The organism is Solibacillus isronensis, assembly GCF_023715405.1.
GTDB lineage: Bacteria > Bacillota > Bacilli > Bacillales_A > Planococcaceae > Solibacillus > Solibacillus isronensis_B.
Genome location: NZ_JAMBOC010000001.1, coordinates 64,737 through 85,276, shown reverse-complemented (window position 1 = coordinate 85,276; position 20,540 = coordinate 64,737). Strand labels below are relative to the sequence as shown.

Genomic DNA, 20,540 nt, shown 5'->3' with positions numbered 1-20,540 from the left:
TGAACAACCCACTCAATGATCATTGAGTGGGTGTTAATTATACATGTAATTACTTTACAACAAAATCATTCAAAACGAAATTATTTTGCAAGAGCTTTTACTGCTTCGATTGCAGCATCATAATTCGGGTGGTCTGTACCTTCAGGAACATATTCCACATAAGCAACTTTGCCTGATTCATCAACAACGAAAATTGAACGTGCTAAAAGGCGTAATTCTTTCATATGTACGCCATATGCTTCACCGAATGATGCATCACGGTGGTCTGATACTGTTACAACATTATCGATACCCGCAGCTCCACACCAGCGTTTTTGAGCAAATGGTAAATCCATTGACACTGTGTAAATTACAACATTGTCACCTAAGTTAGCCGCCGCTTCGTTAAATGTACGAGTTTGCTTATCACAAACACCTGTTTCCAATGAAGGGACAACCGAGAATAAGCGAATTTTACCTTCAGAATCTTTTAAAGTTACTTCTGATAAATCGTTGGCAACTACTGTGAAATCCGGTGCTTGATCACCAACTTTCACCTCATTACCGATTAGTGTTACTGGACTGTTTTTAAATGTTACTTGTGCCATATTAAACGCCTCCTTTATATTCCCTAATATTACTAAAAAAGATTTAGCAATTGCAACTAACTGAGCTTATATTCATTTAAATAAAGAAAACAAAAAGAAAAGAGCTGTTTTTATAAGACGAATCTTACAAAACAGCTCTTCTCTTGCTTAGAAGGTGTCGATAGTAAATTATTTCCCCTTCTATTCTTTTTTAAACATCTTTTGAATAAATATTTTCATGAACAACGACCGTATCGGCAAAATAATCGGCAATGCTTTTATTGTTTGGTGAAAAAGCGACAATTAAATACGGTAAGTATAATAATGTACCGTTGATAAATCGGCCTACCCCTTCACGAAACAGAACTGTCATCCAATCCAGTGCTTCCCCGTCATCTTTTTCAACCTTTATTCCAAACGTCATTTTCCCTAAAGTTTGCTTAAAAAATTTTGTCATGAGCACAAAATAAGCGTAGAAAATAATTCCCGAAAGAATTGTCATTGGCGCATACCACACATCGCTGGCAACACTCCAATTCATCAATGCAAACACCGGCTTAATCGAGACGCCGATAATCGCACTTATGACAATTGAATCCAACAGAAATGCCCAGAATCGCATCCAGAAGCCGGCTGTTTTTTGTTTAATAGAAGGCGGCTTTACGACAGATGCTTCATCCACTACTTCGATTATGTCAGTCATCGTAATCCCTCCTATTAGTAGTCACCATATAAATACATCATACGAGGCGAATTTGTCGTTGAAATAATTTTGGACAATACTTCAGACTCAGCAGATGGTCGCAGCATAGAACCTAGTTTTACACCTAATAAAGAACCCCAGCTTGATGTATCCATTGTATATTCAAACAGCTCTGCATCTTCCAATCCAAAATCCGCGCGTAATGCATTAATTGTCGCTTCTTCATTTCCAATTTCATCCACCAACCCTGCTCGCAGTGCCTGAGTACCGCCTAATACACGGCCATCCGCCACTTTCTTCACTTGCGCTTCAGACATATTACGCCCAGCTTCGATAATATCGACAAAATGCTCATATGATTCATCAATCATTTCCTGCAGCATCGCAAGTTCCTCTTTTGTAGAAGGTCGTACACCGCCAAACATGTCTTTATGTTCGCCTGATTTGATTGTTTCAAACTCGACCCCGAAATTTTCGGCTAATTTCCCATAATTAATCGATTGCATAATAACACCGATTGAACCGGTAATTGTCTCGCGTTGAGCAAAAATCTTATCTGCCGGTGCTGAAATATAATAACCGCCGGAAGCAGCCATTGATCCCATTGAGACATAAATTGGAATTTGTTTTTCTTCTTTAATTTTCAATAACTTTTGGTAAATTTCTTCTGATTCAATGACACCGCCACCTGGAGTGTTTACAGATAATACAACGCCTTTAATTGTATCGTCTTCCAGTACAGCATCCAATTGTTCCATAAACAGCTGGTGGTTGTAATCAACCGTTTCCCATATACTTGGTTCCCCTACATCCTGGATTACACCATCTACCGTCAAATGTGCAATTCGACTCGTTAAGTCTCCTGTTTCCACGACGTTTTCGTATGTGAGCGATTCCGTACCCATTAAATTGTCGATACTAGTAAAGAAATCGGTCTTAAAAATCGAAATGATCGTATTGATCCCAATAGAGAAAAATAATAATACGGCAGCAATAATGAGTGCCACAACTCGTTTTGTATTCATATTCACGCCTCCTCAATATATGTACGAAACTATTTTACAAAAAGTTTCATCGAAAACCATTTCCTACAGCGATTTTGACATAATCCCACTTGATTAAGCAACCATACTTTAGGTTTTATCAAATGGCGAAGCCTCATTTCTATTAATTAAGCTCGGTTTAAACATGAATACTGGCAGAAAAAAAGGCGGCAAATTTCGCCACCTTTTATTCATTACCCGGGAAATATTTGTCGAGCAATGGTATTTCCCTTACTTTACACGCAATTCAACACGACGGATTTTCCCTGAAATTGTTTTAGGTAATTCATCTAAAAACTCTATAATTCGAGGATATTTATATGGTGCTGTCAGCTGTTTTACATGATTTTGCAAATCTTCTACAATTGTTGGGCTTTCTTTTAATGTAACATCTTTAAGGACGACAAATGCTTTTACAACATTCCCTCGAATTTCATCCGGACTTGCAACAACAGCACATTCCTGTACAGCAGGATGCTTCGTTAACGCATCTTCTACTTCAAATGGTCCGATTGTATAACCAGATGAAATAATAATGTCATCATTTCGGCCTTCAAACCAGAAATAGCCGTCTTCATCCTTTATTGCGCGGTCGCCTGTTACATACCAATCTCCACGATACTGAATCGCTGTACGCTCCGGATCTTTATAATATCCTTTAAATAATGCAGGAGTCGATTTGTGCACTGCAATATCACCGACTTCACCAGGCGGTACAAGGTCACCATCTTCATTAATTAAATCAATGATATTTCCCGGAGTCGGTTTCCCCATCGAGCCAGGGCGTAATTCCATATTTAACAATGTCCCGATCAACAATGTATTTTCTGTTTGACCATAACCATCACGGACAGTTAATCGGTGCTCACGTTCAAATGTTTCGATCACTTCACGGTTTAAAGGCTCACCAGCTGAAACAGCGCTGCGCAATGAAGATAAATTAAATGAATTTAATTGATCTAATTTCGCCATCATACGATATTCTGTCGGCGTACAGCAAAGCACATTGATTTGTTGCTGCTCAATTAAATGTAAAAACTGTGTTGGATCGAACTTCCCTTTGTACACAAATCCTGTTGCACCACTACCTAATACAGCAAGAAACGGACTCCAGATCCATTTTTGCCATCCTGGAGCTGCAGTTGCCCATACCGTATCGCCATCACGTACACCAAGCCACTCAGCAGCCGTTGTACGTAAATGTGCATATCCCCAGCCATGTGAGTGCATTACGGCTTTTGGATTCCCTGTCGTGCCTGAAGTATAGGCTAAAAACGCCAAATCATTAGCCGTCGTCTCAACAGAATCGAATTCGTTTGACTGCTGCTCTGCAAGCTCCATTAATGAAGTCCATCCTTCTTTTTCATTCCCTACAATAAAGCATTCTACATTCGCTAAATTTTCTACATATTCGAATTCATTTACGAACTGCTCCATCACGATAATTGCCTTAGCCTCTGAATGGTTTAGACGATAATCAATATCTTTAGCTCGCAGCAGCTCCGAACTTGGAATAATGACCAATCCTGCTTTTAATGCTCCAATATAAGAAACATATGCTTCTAAACAGCGAGGCAGCATAATTAAAATGACATCACCTTTTTTTAAACCTTGTGCATAAAAGGCATTTGCAACCTGATTTGCTCTTTGTAGTAACTCTTCGTATGTATAACGCTCTTGATGTCCGTTTTCTTCCTGAAATACTAATGCTGTTTTTGAGCTTTTATTTTCATGCTTTTCAAATTCATTTACAATATTATAAATTTCCGGTGCAACTAATTGATTTTTATTCATTTTGATACTCCCCTTTGTTTGAAAAAATGAGCCTTACATATTTAGTATAATAATCCTTTTCATTAATATCAAAATATTCCGCACTTTTTGTTGCATAACAAAAATTATTTATTAACAAAATAAAAAGAAACGCTACTTGAAAGTAGCGTTCTTTTTTAAAACGTATTATTGGTTTTGGTTGCCGCGTAATTGCTGCTCAGCCATCTGTACTAGGCGTTTCGTAATTTCGCCACCTACAGAACCGTTTGCACGAGATGATGCGTCTGGACCTAATTGTACACCAAATTCTTGTGCAATTTCATATTTCATTTGATCTAAAGCTTGTTGTGCACCAGGTACACGTAATTTGTTTGAGCTGTTGTTGTTTGCCATCTGTCTCTCACCTCCTTGTGACATTAGAATGTGCCGGGAGGAGAGATTAATACATAAAAAACATAGGTAAATTATAGCTCGATTAGGAAATCATTATCAGTTCCTAAAAATTATAGTAAATCAGCGAATTTATCTTCTTTTACTTCCTTCTGAGGGAACTGATATACTTCGCGGTTTTTAACGGCACGATCAATTAGTTCATCGAATTCCGTAAAGCTTTCAAAACGCTGAACTTTTTCTAATTTCGGTTTTGTTTTCGGACTAGACGGTGTAAATATTGTACAGCAATCCTCAAATGGCTGAATTGATGTTTCGTATGTGCCAATATCTTTTGCAATTTTGATGATATCGTTTTTATCTGCCGATATTAACGGACGTAAAATAGGTGTATTTGTCACATCATTTATTGCAGTTAAGCTTTCCAGAGTTTGTGAAGCGACTTGCCCTAAGCTTTCACCTGTTACAATACCTAATGCGCCAATGTCTTCACGCACTTTATCTGCCACTTTCATCATCATACGGCGTGTTGAAGTCATTGACATATTGTCTGGCACCGCGTCTTTTACTGCTACTTGCAGTTCTGTGAACGGAATGACATGCAGGCGAATATTTGCACCGAATTTTGTTAATTCATTTGCAAGTTCTTTAACTTTTTGTAATGCATTATCGCTCGTATATGGAGGACTGAAGAAATGAATTGCATCCAGTCGAACGCCGCGTTTCATCATTAAGTAACCGGCAACTGGGCTATCAATACCGCCTGAAAGCATTAGCAGCGAACGTCCGTTTGAACCAATCGGCATACCTCCAGCACCTTGGATTACTTGAGCCATCATATAGATCGCATCTTCACGAACTTCAATACGAAGTGCGAAATCCGGATTTTTCACCTGTACTTTAAAGTTCGGGAAATTCGGTAAAATCGTAGCTCCCATTTCACGCTGTAATTCATGCGTGTTCAACGGGAAAGTTTTATCTGTACGATGTACTTCAACTTTAAACGTTAAATCGCCTTTTTCACGATAGTCTTCTAAAATTTCAAATGCCAAAGCTTTCATCACATCTAAATCTTTTTCACAAGATGCAACTGGGCTGATTGATTGAATACCGAAAACATGTGGTAAACGATCCATTAGTACATCAAATTTTTCTTTATTTTCAACTTCAATAAACATACGGTCACGCTCTGCACGAATTTTCAATGGTGCAATATCGTTAAATGAATAGCGTACATTATCGCGTAAACGGCTGATAAAATCTTTTTTGTTTCGACCTTTTGTTGATAATTCACCATAGCGAACTAAAATTTCTTTAAAAATCATTGCGTAATATCTCCTTTTAATTCTTTCATTACGATTGTGAATTGCTTTTTGAATGAAGCAATATCTTCGTCTGTGTTGATTGCGCCTAAGCTTAAACGTAGTACACCGTTTTTATAGCGGCTATCGATATTTAATGCTTCCACAACATGGCTTGTTTTCGTCTGTTTTGACGAGCAGGCACTTGATGTTGAAACGATAATATCACGTTTTTGTAACGCGTTTATTAAAATTTCACCTTTTAGTCCTCTAACACTGAACGATAAAATATGCGGCGCTCCATCTTTCGGCGACAGGACATATACTTCCTGACCGAATTGCTCAAAGAAATGATGAAGTTCTGCAGACCATTTTTTAAAGTTTTCAACATTTCCCGGCATGCCTTCAACAGCTAAACGGGCCGCTTTTGCCAATGAAACAGCTTGCGGTACTGCAACCGTACCACTTCTTAATCCAAATTCTTGTCCACCACCGACGATAAATGCCTTCAGTTGTGGTTTTTTGCGGAATGCTAACAAGCCGCTTCCTTTTAAACCTTGAATTTTATGTCCGGAAATAGAAATGACATCTGGACCATTGTCTCCGTCAAAAATGACCGGTAGCTTTCCGAAACTTTGAATTGCATCAACATGGAACATTGCCTGGCATGTACGATGAATGATTTGAGCTGCTTCCTTAATTGGTTGGACAGCTCCGATTTCGTTGTTTACATGCATAATGCTCACAATAATTGTATCTTTGCGAAGTTTTTGCTGTAATTCCTCTAAAGAAATGACTCCATATTTATTTACCTTTAGGTAGTCAATTTCGTAACCCTCTTCTTCCAAACGTTTGACCGCTTCCAAAATCGAAGGGTGTTCTATTTCTGTCGTAATAATATGCTTGCCTCTAAATTTGCTAGATTTTGCAAGACCAAAAAGCGCTGCATTATTCGATTCTGTACCTCCGGATGTAAATAAAATATTCTTTTCGTCAGTATGAAGAATATTTGCCAATTGCTCACGAGCTTTTGTTAATAAAGCATTTGACTCGACTCCTGCACGGTGTATCGATGCAGGGTTGGCATAATATTGTTCATTCACTAACATAAATGTAGCCAAGACATCTTTGTGCGGTTTTGTTGTCGCACTATTATCTAAATATATCATCTATACTCAACCTTCTTTTTTAAAACTAATTTCCCGTAATCATATTTCCATTACAGTGTCCTGTTTTTTATCATTACTTACCAAAGAGAGAGGTTGTGTTAATAGTCAAATTGACTACTAACACAACCTCATAAATGTGCTTATTTATTATAACGCTAAATGGACCAACATGTAACCGTTATGCTTATTATTTTGTAAGCAGCTGCTCCTGAACGAGCTCCTCAATACGTTTGATTGCATTAGGATCGATAATTTCAACCGCCTTTGCTGCATCTTCCAGTGCTTTTATGTAGCGGAATTTCTTGAATGCGTCTTCAGCTTCAAGTAGATTTTCATGTACTTGTCGATTTGTTGCACGGTAGCGGTTTCCAAACTGAATAAGACGCTCAATAATTAATACATTCTCAATCATTTCCTGTGCTTTATCATGTGTTTCTTCAATCGATTGCTTTGCATTTAGTAAATGCTGGTTCACTTGGATAATATTCAACGGTACTTCCTGTAAACTTTGAACTACAACAAAAATCTGTTCTGCCGCCTCTTCTAATCTTGCATCCATTTCTTCCGGAATCCCAGGAATATTGGCACGTCCAAGCAGGCGCTCTGTATCTTGCAATAATCGCTTTAAAGCTTCCAATTCAGCTCTTGCTTTATTTTCATCAATACGGAGGTTCTTTAGTTTGTTCGAGAAGTTTTCCTGTTCCTCAGCAATTTGCTCAATCTCATCAGTAATTTCTTTTAGCTCTTCCTGTAAGCTTGAGTATGCGGATCTTTCTTCTTGAACACGTGTCGATAACAATTCATAGCGTTTTTGTAATACTTCCAAATGTTTTAAGCCCACTTTTGGAATTTCCGCTTCTTTGTCCTGTAAACGGTAGCTATGCTGCACATAAGCGACTTCATCATTAATGTCCTTTGTAAGGCGCATAACATCATTGATCACACTGTACATGCCTGAACAGTTACGTTCAACATATTTTCTTGCCATAACTTCTTTTTCTAGCAAATTATAAAAATGGTCGATTTCATCATTAATTGTTTGAATTCGTGGTGAAACAGCTGGCAAGTTAAGTTCAGCGATTTCTGCTTTTAACATTTCCAGTTCACTCTCAAGTCCATTCAAATATTCAGTCATTTCTAAATGGCGTAAATAATACTTTTGTTCTTCCATTTCACGCTGCCCGTTACGAAGTTCATGAATTGCGGTTGGGATTTTAGTTTGAATTTCAGTCAGCAGTGTCGGCACATCATTTAATAAACTGAAAATTTCCTGTGCTTCACTGTTCAGCTGTAGGACAATTTCACGTGCCTGCAAATAGTTGCCGTCTTTCGTTAACTCATCGAACTCTTCAAATTTCGGCGTAAATTGCTCCAGCTTCGTTTCCAATGCTTCCAAAGCTGGACCAAATGAATGCTGGTGTGCCAAAATCGTCTTGCGTGCAGAACGGTAATATTCTTTCAGCTGTTCGATTTCAATACGGTTTTTCTCTTCACTGCCAATCAATTCATCCAGCTCAGTAATAATCTGTACACGTACTTGCTCACATTTTGCAAGTTCCTGTTCGATATCGCGTTCTGTATGTGTTGCTTTGTTAAATTTAAATCGGTCGACAAATTCTTCCGCATCAAACAACAATTCGTCAATTTTCGGAATTTGCTTATCGACAACATCCAACCAACGATTACGCCAGTTTTCAAACAGCTCTTCTGTTTGACCGTTCATATTAAGGGCCTTTACTTTTGCGAGCTCCTCAAAAATCGGGTAATGTTGTATTTGTAGTTTTTCCTTATCTAATCGTCCTATTTCTGCATTATGCTTGCGTCTTACTACTAAGCCTGCCATTAATAATGCTAATAGTACGACGACAACAATGATGATATACTTTATCATTGTAAGCCCCCTAATCCCAAATAAAATCAATATTTTAGCTATATACGTACTATTTATAATAACATGTTTTTTTATATTTGTTTAACTATTTCCAGCTTTTTTTACTTTTAAATACCATATTTTTGAAGGAAGGTCATTCAATTGAAACGAGACGGTCATATACATACACCTTTTTGTCCCCATGGTTCTACAGATTCGATAGAAGAATATGTCGAAAAAGCGATAGCAAGCGGATTTAAAGAAATCACCTTTACGGAGCATGCGCCTTTACCTGAAAACTTTGTCGACCCAACACCTGACAAGGATAGCGGAATGAACCCTGCCTATTTAATGGATTACTTTAAACAACTGCAGCGCGCAAAAGAACAGTATCAATCGCAAATTAAAATCAATATCGGCTTAGAGGTCGACTATATTGTTGGCTTTGAACAGGAAACAAAACAATTTCTGAATGAAGTCGGCCCTTTACTGGATGATGCGATATTATCCGTACACTTTTTGAATTTCCAAGACGAGTATGTATGTATTGACTTTTCACAAGAAGTATATTTACAATTTGCCAATAAGGTTGGCGGCATTCTTCCTATGTATAAGCTATACTACGAAACTGTGAAAAAGTCGATTATAGCAGATTTAGGCTTATACAAACCTAAGCGTATAGGACATCCAACATTAATTCATAAATTTCAGCTTGCCCATAACGAACAGATCGATGATGCAACTGACATTACTGAATTGTTGAAGATGATGCAGACCGGTCATTATGAGCTTGATTTTAATAGTGCTGGTCTAAGTAAACCGTATTGTAAGGAGCCATACCCGCCTTATCCATTTGTGAAACAGGCAATTGATTTACAAATCCCAATTGTTTTCGGCTCGGATGCCCATACGGCAGCGGATTTACATCAGCATTATGATTTACTACAGAAAAAAATAACTTTTTAATTGGAGGTTTCTATGTTCGGAAATATTACTTATAACGGGACATTAACAGAACAGTACAATCAGCTATCAAAACAGCTGGATGCATTGCTGGAAGGGGAAAATAACTTAATCGCTAACCTAAGTAACGCTTCAGCTTTATTAAATACTTTTTTAAAAGAAATTAACTGGGTTGGGTTTTATTTAATGAATGAAGGCGAATTGGTGCTTGGACCATTCCAAGGCTTGCCTGCTTGTGTGCGAATTCCTGTAGGGCGCGGCGTTTGCGGTACAACGGTTGCGAAGGAGCAAACAATGGTTGTAGACGATGTTCACGCTTTCCCTGGTCATATCGCTTGTGACGCGGCATCAAAATCGGAAATCGTTATTCCTTTAATTAAAAATGGTGTCGTTTTAGGTGTTTTAGATATCGATAGCCCGACTGAAGCACGTTTTACTTCTGAAGATAAAGATGGTTTGGAAAAATTTGCGAATATACTGTTAAAACATATTTAATATTTAATTGCTAAAATGGGAGTGCCCGAAAAATTATTATTCCGGGTACTCCCATTAATATTGTAGTTCCATAGGTTTTTCATATACACATAGACGGTTTTTTCCGTTTCGCTTTGCATGGTATAGTGCAATATCTGCTTGCAAAAACATATTTTTGAAATCCGGACGGCTGCTCTTATTCCACGTAATCATTCCCGCAGATACCGTAACTGAAGGATTTGTTACATTTGGTACCATTTGTACAATTGCATCTGAAATTTCAATTGCTTCTATGTCAGAAATGTTCGGAATATAGATGGCGAGTTCTTCACCGCCCCAGCGCGAGCAAATACCTCTTTTCCCTATTTCATTTTGCAGTCGTCTGGCAATTTGTACAATGACATCATCCCCGACTTGATGCCCATATGTGTCATTAACCTTTTTAAAGTTATCAATATCAATTAAAAGAAACATTCCTGAATCGTCCTTTTGAATAGCTTTTTCCACGTATGAATCAGAGTAACTTCTTGCGTAAAGCTTTGTTAAATGGTCTTGATCCACCATCTCCTGAAGCTGTTCACGTAATACCGAATTGGAAATGGCTAATGACGAATGGTGAATAAGCGATTGCATTAATTTGAAGCTATCAAAGGAGAAAAAATACGGCTCTTTATGCAATACAAGGCTAAACCCTATAATATCTTCTTCTACAATCATTGGAATGGCCATTATCGACTTATACTCAATGTCTCCTGAAATAAGACGGCTGAAATCAGCAATAAACAATGGGTCTTGTGTCGAATGAAAATGTTTTTCCACATGCTGAATATATACGTTACATGCTATACGATTGAAAAGTTCTGTACACGCTTCAGTCATGATATACTTTTCATCTTCCTTAAACAGGAAGCCAATTTCCAAAGGCTGAAAAGATTTCAACATTTGCTTTTGTAAAAATAAAAGCATTTCACTAATCGTCAATTTCATATTTAAACGATGGGAAGTTTCATTAATTAACTGTAAATCCGTGATAAGACGATGTGATTGATGATAGAGCTTCGCGTTTTCCAAAGCATTTCCTGAAGCTTGGGCAAGCATACGGATAAATTCTTTTTCTGGACTTGTAAACGAGTAATTGACGGGTGCTTTCACCTGTAAAATCCCGTAGATTGCTTGTCTCCCTTTTATAGGCACATTTAATAATCGACGGTTTTGTTCAACGGCTATATCCTCTTTCAATTCACCCGACACGAAAGATTCGATTGTTGCAGGGCGTTCCGATAAATAGTCGAAAGGCTTTATTTTCACTCTCGTTTGGCGATCTTGGTCATTTGACAAGATCAGTTCAACTTCCAGCCCTGGAAAATTTTCTTCTATTGTTATGAGGACATTTTCCAAAATTACATCGATATCCATCGTCGAATGGAAAAGGTCTGTCATCCCGTATAATTTACGGTACTTTTGCTCATTCGAATAAACTTCATAATTTTGAGTTAAAAATGAATAGGAAGCGGATATCGCCCCTACAATTTCTTCTGTCAGCACTGCTTGTACTGGTGCGTTTTCAGGATTATATTTAAATATAATAATAGCTTCTATTTTATCATTTATTATAAGTGGCATAACATCCGTATGGTTTTCAAAAAACGGCTGTTCTCTAAAAAACCCGGGTAACTTCACAACTTTATTACCGTTAAAATAGGGTTGTATTAAATCTAATGTTACATCAACATTCATTAATTCTAAGTTGTCGATCGGTTTCAATTTATTCTCGCTTACATGAAATAAATAACAATGTTCCATATCAAAGTGTTTAATTAAGTTTTCTTTTAATAGAAAAAAGTAATCATAAAATTTACTTCGTTGTAATTTCGTATTCATACAAAGGCTTAAAATATCCGATTTAAATTGATCAATCTTTTGTTGATTTTCCACCATTAAATCACCTTTTCTTTTACTATTGCGATGTCGGTTCTTTTCACTTAACATCAAGTATACACATTTTATGTCTTATTGACTATTTAAATTTGTTATATTTTTCTAGTAAACACCCCAATTTGAATTGTTTTTTGAATATTAAAGTATTTTCCCATTCTTATCTACTACCCGCTTTTGTGCTTAAATACCCACAAAACGATAAATTATTTTTATTTTTCTTTACTACATATTATCTTCAAAATGTAAAACACCTTTGTTGACGGATAGATAAAAAAAAGATACAATAGCCTTTGTGTAAAATGAATGCAGTAGTTGTATAACTTAAATGTAGTATTTTATTCCTTCTGTTTAGACAGAATGGTGTATTGTGTAACCCTTTCGGCTGCATGGGCGAAGATACATGAAAATAGAATACCGTTTAATGTCGGGTACAACTGGTTTTTTCTTTTACAACAAAAACCAATTTTAAGGAGGAGACACAATTATGTCTCGTTATACAGGTCCATCTTGGAAACTATCTCGTCGTCTTGGTATTTCATTAAGCGGCACAGGTAAAGAAATCGCAAAACGCCCTTACGCACCAGGTCAACACGGCCCGAACTCTCGTGGTAAAAAATCAGAGTACGGTCTACAATTAACTGAAAAGCAAAAATTACGTCATATGTACGGTATGACTGAACGTCAATTCAAAAACACTTACCTACGTGCTGGTAAATTACAAGGTGTACACGGTGAAAACTTCATGATCTTACTTGAAACTCGCCTTGACAACTTAGTTTACCGTTTAGGTTTAGCTCGCACTCGTCGTGCAGCTCGTCAATTAGTTAACCACGGTCACATCTTAGTTGATGGTAACCGCGTTGACATTCCATCTTACTCAGTAAAACCAGGTCAAACGATCTCTTTACGTGAGAAATCAGCTAACCTTTCAGTTGTTGCTGAATCAATCGAAGTAAACAGCTTCGTACCAGAATATTTATCATTCGATGCAGACTCTAAAGTAGGTACTTTCGTACGTTTACCAGAGCGCTCTGAATTATCTGCTGAAATCAACGAACAATTCATCGTAGAGTTCTACTCTCGTTAATCTTTCGAGCTTCAGATATATTCGAATCAAACCATCAAGCCCTGTTCACAGGTGCTTGGTGGTTTTTTTATTAATTTAATTTCGGCAAAATTTTTTTAAAATTTGTTCAATCGCCCCGATCAACCTTTCTTTGTTGAATAGGATAACGAGGAAAGGGGGTGAATTTAATGGGTTACGGATATGAAGGGTATCAAAATCAAGGAAACTACGGTGGTTACGGCTGTGGTGGCGGTGGTTACAGCGGCGGTAATAGCTCAACTTTCGTTCTGATCGTTGTTCTATTCATTCTTTTAATTATTGTCGGCGCTACTTTTGTTTACTAATAAAATCGATTCACAAAAAATTTTTAGCTAGCCAGGAATAATTCCAACTACTTATTACTGATTTTCGCGCCATTAGGGTCACTTCCCCCAGTGACCCTTTTAATTTTTAGTTCAGTGACAATGTATTTAGCTTTTTCCTGACTCAGACAATGCAGACCGCTAACAATAAAAAAGATGCTGTACGCTTATATAGCGGCAGCATCTTTTAATTTAAACGTAGAATTAGAATACGTTACAATTTAATAATGTCTTTTAAAATGTAAAGTAAGTTGCTCCTAGTACAGCAATTACTATAAACGAAGCAAAAAATGCTTTCCATTTAGAAATGCGGTGGACTTCTGAAATTCCAATAACTGTGATGACATATGTCCAAATACTGCTAATGATAATTAGTGTTCCGCAAACAAATTGCAAAATCAAATCACCTAGTGACGTCTCCATATAGGAGATCGTGAAAAATGACTGTGGTGCGAATTGCATCCAGAAAAGCAGAACCGGCAATATCCAAATATAAGGAATCATTGTCACACTGATCATGCGGAACATTTCTTTAAATTTCCCTATACCACCGAAAACTTTTGCTGAGAGTGTCAATACGCCTGCTGATAAAACTGTAGAAAGAAAATACAGTATTAAACTAAATAGAAATGTTGAATAAACGATATCCCCTAGTGTAAATTGCCCTGTAAATTCACTACCGATAAAGCTAATTAAATTGCTAGCAAACACTCCGATAATACCAACGAAAATGAAATAAGATAACTTTTTGGTTGTTAACACATAACGAATAGTATCTCGGGGTTTAACAGCAATGCTTAATATGGCATGTCGATCATCGACTGTACCTGTTAATTGCTCACTCAAAATAACATCCCCCTAAAAATATGTATACAATCTATTATACTGATATTTTAAGGTGATACAAAGTTATTGCTCCTTTAGTAGCATACCAATCTTTTACTATTCGGCAGATTTAAGAGATACATAGCCAGCCTTTTCCACTAATGCCTGCCCTTCTTCCGACAGCACCCATTCAATCAGTTTCTTAACATTTCCTGTCGGCTCGCCTGCTGTCACAATATAAAATTCGGAAGCGATCGGATACGTATTGTTGCGAATCGTTTCTCTTGTCGGTGCAACTCCATTGATTTCCAAAAGTTTGATTTCTTTATTTTTAACCATTTCATTTGAATAGTAACGGAAAGTATAACCGATTGCATTTTTATAATTTTTATATTGGGACACTTCATTGATAATTCCACCCATACCTGTCGCTATATCTTCCGTTGGTGCTTCCATTAAAGGGGTATCCCCCATTAGACGTTGCAGTGCAGTTTGCGATCCACTGTCCTGAGGTCTTTGGAACGCCCGGATTGCATCATCTTTTCCGCCCACTTCTTCCCAGTTTGTAATTTCCCCAGCATAAATCCCTTTAATTTGATCGAGTGATAGACGATTGACGTTATTTTTACTGTTGACGAAAAAGACAAACGCTTCTTTTCCGATCGGCGTCAAATGAAGTTTAATACCCTGTTGTTCGGCTTGATTAATTTGCGAATCTGAAGGACCAGCTGCAAAAATCATGTCCGTATTTCCGAAAATCAGATTCGTATAGGCTTCATGAGTCTGGTTGACCACCACTTCGCTCTTGTACGGATTGTATTCTTTTTCCGGATATATATGCTCAGTAATGGCGGCATACAATGGATACAAAGCCGTTGCACCGTCGATTTTAGGTAAAGGTTCCGCTAGCTTTAAAGTCGGCTTCTTATCCAATTGAACTAATTTATTTTTATCTGTAAACGGCTCATATTGATAAATATTCACTTCTGAGTCTACAGTAGGTACCCGATCATCGAACCATTTATAAACAGGTTGGACCGTACAGGCGACTAAAACGATTCCGGCAATTGTCCAAAAGATTTTTACACGTTTACTGTTTTTATAAAACACATCAAAAATCACAAGGACAAAACCAATATATAATATGACCGCAGCTGCAATTACTAACGGTATATAATGAATGTTACCGCTGAACGCCACAATAAATAACAATATGAAAGTAAAAAAGCAAACAGTCAGTAATACAAAAATTGAAATGACAATTTTCCCTAAATACGATTTATTTTCCATACTTTCACCCCTAACCTCTACGTTCTTTATGAAACATGAAATTCCTTTTAAAAAACGTCTTGGAAAACTGCTTTCCAAGACGTTTTAATTAATTAAGCAAATTTCACCATATGGTATTTTTTCTTACCGCGACGGATAATTGCAAAAGCATCTTCCAAACGGTCTTTCGAATCAATTACATATTCAAGATCCGTAATTTTTTCACCGTTCACACTAATTGCACCGTTCGTAACATCTTCACGTGCTTGACGCTTTGATGAAGAAATCCCTGCTTCTACAATTAGTTCCACAATATTTTTATCCTCTTTTACCACTTCTACAGAAGGTACACCAGAGAAGGCTACTTTCATTTCTTCAACTGATAATGCTTTTAAATCACCAGAGAATAATGCTTTTGTAATACGCTCTGCTGCTTCCAGACCTTCTTCACCGTGGATCAGACGTGTCATTTCTTCAGCCAGCGCTTTTTGTGCTTTACGTAAATGCGGCTCTTCTTCAACACTTACTGCAAGACCTTCAATCTCTTCACGTGTCAGGAATGTGAAGATCTTCAAGTATTTCACGACATCGGCATCCGCTGTATTGATCCAGAACTGGTAGAACTCGTACGGAGATGTCTTAGCAGCATCCAGCCAAACAGCGCCACCCGCTGTTTTACCGAATTTTGTACCGTCTGCTTTTGTTACAAGCGGAATGGTAATACCAAACGCTTTCGCATTTTCATCATGTGTTTTACGAATCATTTCCAAGCCTGTTGTAATATTGCCCCACTGATCCGAACCACCTACTTGAATTCGAACGTTGTGATGATCATACAAATGGTTGAAGTCAATACCTTGGATTAATGTGTAAGCAAATTCAGTAAATGAAATACCTGAATCCAGGCGTGACGCTACTGTATCTTTATTTAAGATGTAATTTACATTGATCAGTTTCCCGTAATCACGAAGGAAATCGATTAATGTCATTGGACCTACCCAGTCATTATTGTTTACAAGGACAGCGCTATTTGCCGCTTCCGATGAAAAGTCGAATAAGCGCTCCATTTGCTTTTTAAGACCTTGCACATTTTTTTCGATTTGGTCCATCGTCTGTAATTGGCGCTCTTCTGAACGGCCAGATGGATCCCCTACAGTACCTGTCGCTCCACCAACTAATAAAATCGGTGTATGGCCTGCTTTTTGGAAACGGCGTAATGTAAGCAATGGCACGATATGTCCGATATGCATCGAGTCCGCTGTCGGGTCAACACCTACGTATAGAGAAACCTTCTCGTCGTTTAAAAGCTTTTCCATACCTTCCGCGTCAGTTTGTTGGTATAACAATCCACGCCATTCCAAGTCTTGCAGTAATTCGTTTGTCATTTGTTTTCTCTCCTTTTACATGATGCGTCATTTACTTGTAAGGAAGTCAATTACGCCCCAGCGTAATTGGGTCCAGATTTTTTAGGCCCACAGGATGTGGGTCAGTCAGCCGTTGTCACACGATGTGACGCATTTAGGCTGACTTCATCTCCCTTTAAAAATCTGTGACATCCGCCCGGGGCTTATCTTCATTCAGCGGACGTTTGAAACGTCCGCTGAATGAAGATAAAAAAACGTCCCTACACGCAAATGCATGCAGGGACGTCAAATTTTAATTTAACGCGGTACCACCCGGCTTGAAGAAATTTCAGTCTCTTTCTTCCACTTTAAGCGTCTATAACGAGACGATCCGTTCAGGCTCCAAGTACGTAATTCATAAATGCGCTATGTCTAGCTTTCACCAACCGCTAGCTCTCTATGCAGGGAACACATTTATTACTGCAAACTCTTCGTTGCCTGAAATTTATATTTTCTATTCTACCTAGAAAATAGTTGATGTCAATATTTATATTCGTTTATATATCAAATATGCTATAATAAACAAGATTTTAGGAGGTCGATGATGTGAGAGAATGGCTCGAAAAATTAAATAAAAAAATCGATATCCTTGCTTCTTCAGAACGAATGCGCTACGTCCGAATTGGAGGCGGTGTATTCTGGAATTTAACTTTGCTGGCGATTATTTTTATAGCTGCGACACTGTTGTTTGTCGGAGGTGTAGGCGCAGGTTACTTCGCATCATTAACAAAGGATGAACCTTTGCGATCGAAAGAAGAAATGCGCGAACAAATTTTCAGCTATGAAGAAACAAGTGAACTTTATTTTGCGAACGATATTTACATAGGAAAGATCCGAACAGATTTAGACCGACGTGAAACATCGCTTGCCAATATATCCCCATCCCTGATTAATGCAGTACTTGCTACGGAGGATGAATATTTCCGGGAGCATACCGGCATTGTGCCAAAAGCGGTATTACGGGGATTACTGCAAGACGTATCCAACTCGTCAACACAGACAGGTGGCTCTACGCTTACACAGCAATTAATAAAAAACCAAATATTAACGAATGAAGTTTCATATGAACGTAAAGCAAAGGAAATTTTACTTGCTTATCGTTTGGAGCATTTTATGACTAAAGAAGAAATACTCGAAGCCTATTTAAATATTATCCCGTACGGCCGAAATTCTTCAGGTCGTAATATTGCCGGCATCGAGACGGCTGCACAAGGTATTTTCGGTATTTCCGCATCTAAATTAAATTTACCGCAGGCTGCCTATATTGCCGGTATCCCTCAGGCACCTTTCACATATACACCTTTTACAAATAAAGGTGAGCAAAAAAGCGCGGAAGGAATGCAGCCAGGTATTGACCGGATGAAAACGGTTCTTTATCGTATGCAGGAGGCGGGTTATATTACCGAGAAAGAATATAACGAAGCAATTGCGTACGATATTACGAAAGACTTCAAAGGGTATGAAATCCGTCCGGAAGAAAAATATCCTTGGTTAACAGCTGAGCTTGAGCTCCGTTCAAAAGAGATTTTCGCTAAAATTCTCGCGGAAAAAGACGGCATTGACCCGGATCGTTTAAAAGAAGAAGAAAATTTAAATGAAAAGTATACTATACTGGCAGACCGTACAATACGTTCCGGCGGTTACCGTATTTACTCAACGATCAATAAAGATATGTATGATTCCATGAAAAAAGTGACGGAGGAATTCACTTTATACGGACAAACATACAAGAAGAAAGAAAAAGATCCTGAAACAGGTGAAGAAATCGAAGTGGATGTACCTGTACAAACAGGAAGTATTGTTATTGAAAATAGTACCGGCCGTATTTTAAGTTTCGTTGGCGGTCGCGACCATAATATTACACAAGTAAATCACGCAACAAATGCATTCCGTTCAAACGGTTCAACAATGAAACCATTACTTGCCTACGCACCAGCACTTGATTACGGTGTCATCGGAGCAGGAAGCCCTGTTGTCGATGTGAAATTCAAACGTCCATCTGACGGCTATGCCCCTGTAAACTATAACCCGAATCAGGAATTAGGAATTATACCAGCACGCCAGGCGGTTGCTTCATCACAAAACTTAGCCGTCCTAAGATTATATAATTCAATTTTAGACCGCAGTCCGGCAACCTATTTGGAAAAAATGGGATTCTCCAAGCTAGACAAAAAGGACTATGTAAACCTTTCTACAGTTCTTGGAGCTTTGGATATTGGTGCTTCAGTTGAAGAAAATACTAATGCCTATGCGACATTTGCCAATAACGGGCAATTTATCGATGCCTATATGATTGACCGCATTGAAGATTTGGACGGCAATATTATTTATGAACATAAAGTAGAGCCAGTGAAAGTATTTGCGCCTGAAACAGCGTATATGATGACAGATATGCTGCGTGATGTGCTGAAGCAGGGCGGAACTGGAACATTGGCAAAGAGCCAGTTGAAATTCTCATCTGACTTCGCTGCTAAGTCTGGTACAACACAGGACCATAACGATGTTTGGTTTGTCGGATATAATCCGAATATATCGGTAGGTGTCTGGATGGGTTACGAAAAATTGCGTACACTTTATGCATTTAATAACCGTTACCAGCATCCAAGTCAGCGGGTAAACCGTTTATGGGCAAAATACCTAAATACACTTTATGACATTGACCCGGAATTAATCGGTACGAAAGAAACATTCAAAAAACCTGAAGGCGTTGTGACAAGATCATTTTGTGGTATTTCAGGCCTGGCACCTTCTACTTCATGTGCCAATGCCGGTTTAGTCACTTCCGATTTATTTAATAAAAATGTATTTTTACCGACTCAGCCGGATGATAGCTTTGTATCTTCCACATCGGTTGTAATTAACGGCAACACGTATGCTGCATTACCGAATACACCTACTGAGTTTGTTCAAATGAGCGGTTTCGGATTAAATCAGGCCTTTGTTGACCGCATGTTAGGCAAACTGGGTGGAGACGCTTCAAAATTATTGTCATTCAATTCAGGTAAGGGCGTTGTAACCGGTGCTCCATTCTCGGCAGACAGTGCACCACCGCAACCTGTTTTTGCTACATTGGCAAATGGTTCACTTTCATGGACAGCCTCTGCATCAAATGATGTTGTTGGCTATCGCGTATATAGCGTTACCGACCAGGGCAGATCGCTTGTACGTTCATTAAAATCTTATGAAGGATACCGCGTGTCTGTTTCACCAGGAGTTCGCTACATCGTTGTAGCAGTCGATATTACTGGATTGGAATCCGGTTATTCGAATGAAGTCGGAGAAGTGGTGGAAACTGCTCCACCTGCTCCACCGGAAACAGAAGAAGAGGAAGAAAATGTTGTCCCTGGGGAAATAATTGAAGACCTGGACGAAATTGAAGTTGACGTTGATCCGGTCGAACCAGAACCATCAGGAGAATAAAAGCA

General features: G+C 38.2%; 17 protein-coding genes and 1 other annotated feature. Of the genes, 5 read left to right on the top strand and 12 right to left on the bottom strand.

Going from position 1 to position 20,540, the window contains the following annotated elements; translation table 11 throughout:
* Window positions 1–80 precede the first annotated feature (80 nt).
* The 8 genes from tpx to ezrA all read right to left on the bottom strand — a co-directional run bounded on the left by tpx (window position 81) and on the right by ezrA (window position 8,836).
* Window positions 81–587 (bottom strand): thiol peroxidase, encoded by a 507-nt coding sequence (gene tpx, locus M3166_RS00395; RefSeq protein WP_251686482.1) that lies wholly within the window; start codon window positions 585–587, stop codon window positions 81–83.
* A 190-nt stretch (window positions 588–777) separates the two neighbouring features.
* Window positions 778–1,269 carry an RDD family protein gene (locus M3166_RS00390; protein ID WP_251686481.1) on the bottom strand — a complete coding sequence of 164 codons (492 nt, stop codon included), beginning with the start codon at window positions 1,267–1,269 and terminating at the stop codon, window positions 778–780.
* 14 nt (window positions 1,270–1,283) lie between these two features.
* Window positions 1,284–2,294: a signal peptide peptidase SppA gene (gene sppA / locus M3166_RS00385; RefSeq protein ID WP_251686480.1), complete on the bottom strand. Its 1,011-nt coding sequence runs from the start codon at window positions 2,292–2,294 to the stop codon at window positions 1,284–1,286.
* A 249-nt stretch (window positions 2,295–2,543) separates the two neighbouring features.
* The gene (gene mbcS / locus M3166_RS00380) at window positions 2,544–4,106 is read right to left on the bottom strand and encodes an acyl-CoA synthetase MbcS (protein WP_251686479.1); all 1,563 of its coding nucleotides are present in this window, start codon (window positions 4,104–4,106) and stop codon (window positions 2,544–2,546) included.
* A 165-nt stretch (window positions 4,107–4,271) separates the two neighbouring features.
* Entirely contained in the window at window positions 4,272–4,478 is a 207-nt protein-coding gene (locus M3166_RS00375) for an alpha/beta-type small acid-soluble spore protein (protein WP_008407794.1), read from the bottom strand.
* Between the two features lie 110 nt (window positions 4,479–4,588).
* Complete coding sequence (thiI, locus tag M3166_RS00370) at window positions 4,589–5,800, bottom strand: tRNA uracil 4-sulfurtransferase ThiI (RefSeq protein ID WP_251686478.1); 1,212 nt, start codon at window positions 5,798–5,800, stop codon at window positions 4,589–4,591.
* On the bottom strand, window positions 5,797–6,945 hold the full coding sequence (locus M3166_RS00365; protein WP_251686477.1) for a cysteine desulfurase family protein: 1,149 nt from the start codon (window positions 6,943–6,945) through the stop codon (window positions 5,797–5,799). Before M3166_RS00365 ends, thiI begins: the two co-directional genes overlap by 4 nt.
* A 187-nt stretch (window positions 6,946–7,132) precedes the next feature.
* On the bottom strand, window positions 7,133–8,836 hold the full coding sequence (gene ezrA / locus M3166_RS00360) for a septation ring formation regulator EzrA (RefSeq protein ID WP_251686476.1): 1,704 nt from the start codon (window positions 8,834–8,836) through the stop codon (window positions 7,133–7,135).
* Window positions 8,837–8,977: 141 nt separating this feature from the next.
* Here ezrA and hisJ point away from each other — a divergent pair, with 141 nt between their 5' ends.
* Entirely contained in the window at window positions 8,978–9,781 is an 804-nt protein-coding gene (gene hisJ / locus M3166_RS00355; RefSeq protein ID WP_251686475.1) for a histidinol-phosphatase HisJ, read from the top strand.
* Window positions 9,782–9,793: 12 nt separating this feature from the next.
* Window positions 9,794–10,273: a GAF domain-containing protein gene (locus M3166_RS00350; protein WP_251686474.1), complete on the top strand. Its 480-nt coding sequence runs from the start codon at window positions 9,794–9,796 to the stop codon at window positions 10,271–10,273.
* A gap of 54 nt (window positions 10,274–10,327) precedes the next feature.
* Here M3166_RS00350 and M3166_RS00345 read toward each other — a convergent pair whose 3' ends face one another.
* A complete protein-coding gene (locus tag M3166_RS00345) occupies window positions 10,328–12,190 on the bottom strand; it encodes a sensor domain-containing diguanylate cyclase (protein ID WP_251686473.1) in 1,863 nt (620 codons plus the stop codon).
* Between the two features lie 484 nt (window positions 12,191–12,674).
* On the opposite strand from M3166_RS00345, the gene rpsD reads away from it, so the two are divergent.
* Together rpsD and M3166_RS00335 are read left to right on the top strand one after the other, a co-directional pair.
* Complete coding sequence (gene rpsD / locus M3166_RS00340) at window positions 12,675–13,277, top strand: 30S ribosomal protein S4 (RefSeq protein ID WP_251686472.1); 603 nt, start codon at window positions 12,675–12,677, stop codon at window positions 13,275–13,277.
* A gap of 167 nt (window positions 13,278–13,444) precedes the next feature.
* Entirely contained in the window at window positions 13,445–13,600 is a 156-nt protein-coding gene (locus tag M3166_RS00335; protein WP_251686471.1) for a YjcZ family sporulation protein, read from the top strand.
* Between the two features lie 252 nt (window positions 13,601–13,852).
* Here the strand turns inward: M3166_RS00335 and M3166_RS00330 are convergent, their stop codons facing one another.
* From M3166_RS00330 to tyrS, 3 genes are all read right to left on the bottom strand, one after another.
* Window positions 13,853–14,464, bottom strand: a complete 612-nt coding sequence (locus tag M3166_RS00330) for a YIP1 family protein (protein WP_251686470.1) — start codon at window positions 14,462–14,464, stop codon at window positions 13,853–13,855.
* 96 nt (window positions 14,465–14,560) lie between these two features.
* Window positions 14,561–15,733, bottom strand: a complete 1,173-nt coding sequence (locus tag M3166_RS00325; protein WP_251686469.1) for a PstS family phosphate ABC transporter substrate-binding protein — start codon at window positions 15,731–15,733, stop codon at window positions 14,561–14,563.
* Between the two features lie 92 nt (window positions 15,734–15,825).
* Window positions 15,826–17,097, bottom strand: a complete 1,272-nt coding sequence (gene tyrS / locus M3166_RS00320) for a tyrosine--tRNA ligase (protein ID WP_251686468.1) — start codon at window positions 17,095–17,097, stop codon at window positions 15,826–15,828.
* 254 nt (window positions 17,098–17,351) lie between these two features.
* Window positions 17,352–17,559: a binding site (T-box leader), on the bottom strand.
* A gap of 102 nt (window positions 17,560–17,661) precedes the next feature.
* On the opposite strand from tyrS, the gene M3166_RS00315 reads away from it, so the two are divergent.
* Complete coding sequence (locus tag M3166_RS00315; protein WP_251686467.1) at window positions 17,662–20,535, top strand: transglycosylase domain-containing protein; 2,874 nt, start codon at window positions 17,662–17,664, stop codon at window positions 20,533–20,535.
* The last annotated feature ends 5 nt before the right edge of the window (window positions 20,536–20,540 follow it).

Bases quoted from the DNA above. Each gene is read 5' to 3' on its own strand.
- tpx (WP_251686482.1), bottom strand. From the start codon at position 587: ATGGCACAAGTAACATTTAAAAACAGTCCAGTAACACTAATCGGTAAT.
- M3166_RS00390 (WP_251686481.1), bottom strand. From the start codon at position 1,269: ATGACTGACATAATCGAAGTAGTGGATGAAGCATCTGTCGTAAAGCCG.
- sppA (WP_251686480.1), bottom strand. From the start codon at position 2,294: ATGAATACAAAACGAGTTGTGGCACTCATTATTGCTGCCGTATTATTA.
- mbcS (WP_251686479.1), bottom strand. From the start codon at position 4,106: ATGAATAAAAATCAATTAGTTGCACCGGAAATTTATAATATTGTAAAT.
- M3166_RS00375 (WP_008407794.1), bottom strand. From the start codon at position 4,478: ATGGCAAACAACAACAGCTCAAACAAATTACGTGTACCTGGTGCACAA.
- thiI (WP_251686478.1), bottom strand. From the start codon at position 5,800: ATGATTTTTAAAGAAATTTTAGTTCGCTATGGTGAATTATCAACAAAA.
- M3166_RS00365 (WP_251686477.1), bottom strand. From the start codon at position 6,945: ATGATATATTTAGATAATAGTGCGACAACAAAACCGCACAAAGATGTC.
- ezrA (WP_251686476.1), bottom strand. From the start codon at position 8,836: ATGATAAAGTATATCATCATTGTTGTCGTCGTACTATTAGCATTATTA.
- M3166_RS00350 (WP_251686474.1), top strand. From the start codon at position 9,794: ATGTTCGGAAATATTACTTATAACGGGACATTAACAGAACAGTACAAT.
- M3166_RS00345 (WP_251686473.1), bottom strand. From the start codon at position 12,190: ATGGTGGAAAATCAACAAAAGATTGATCAATTTAAATCGGATATTTTA.
- rpsD (WP_251686472.1), top strand. From the start codon at position 12,675: ATGTCTCGTTATACAGGTCCATCTTGGAAACTATCTCGTCGTCTTGGT.
- M3166_RS00335 (WP_251686471.1), top strand. From the start codon at position 13,445: ATGGGTTACGGATATGAAGGGTATCAAAATCAAGGAAACTACGGTGGT.
- M3166_RS00325 (WP_251686469.1), bottom strand. From the start codon at position 15,733: ATGGAAAATAAATCGTATTTAGGGAAAATTGTCATTTCAATTTTTGTA.
- tyrS (WP_251686468.1), bottom strand. From the start codon at position 17,097: ATGACAAACGAATTACTGCAAGACTTGGAATGGCGTGGATTGTTATAC.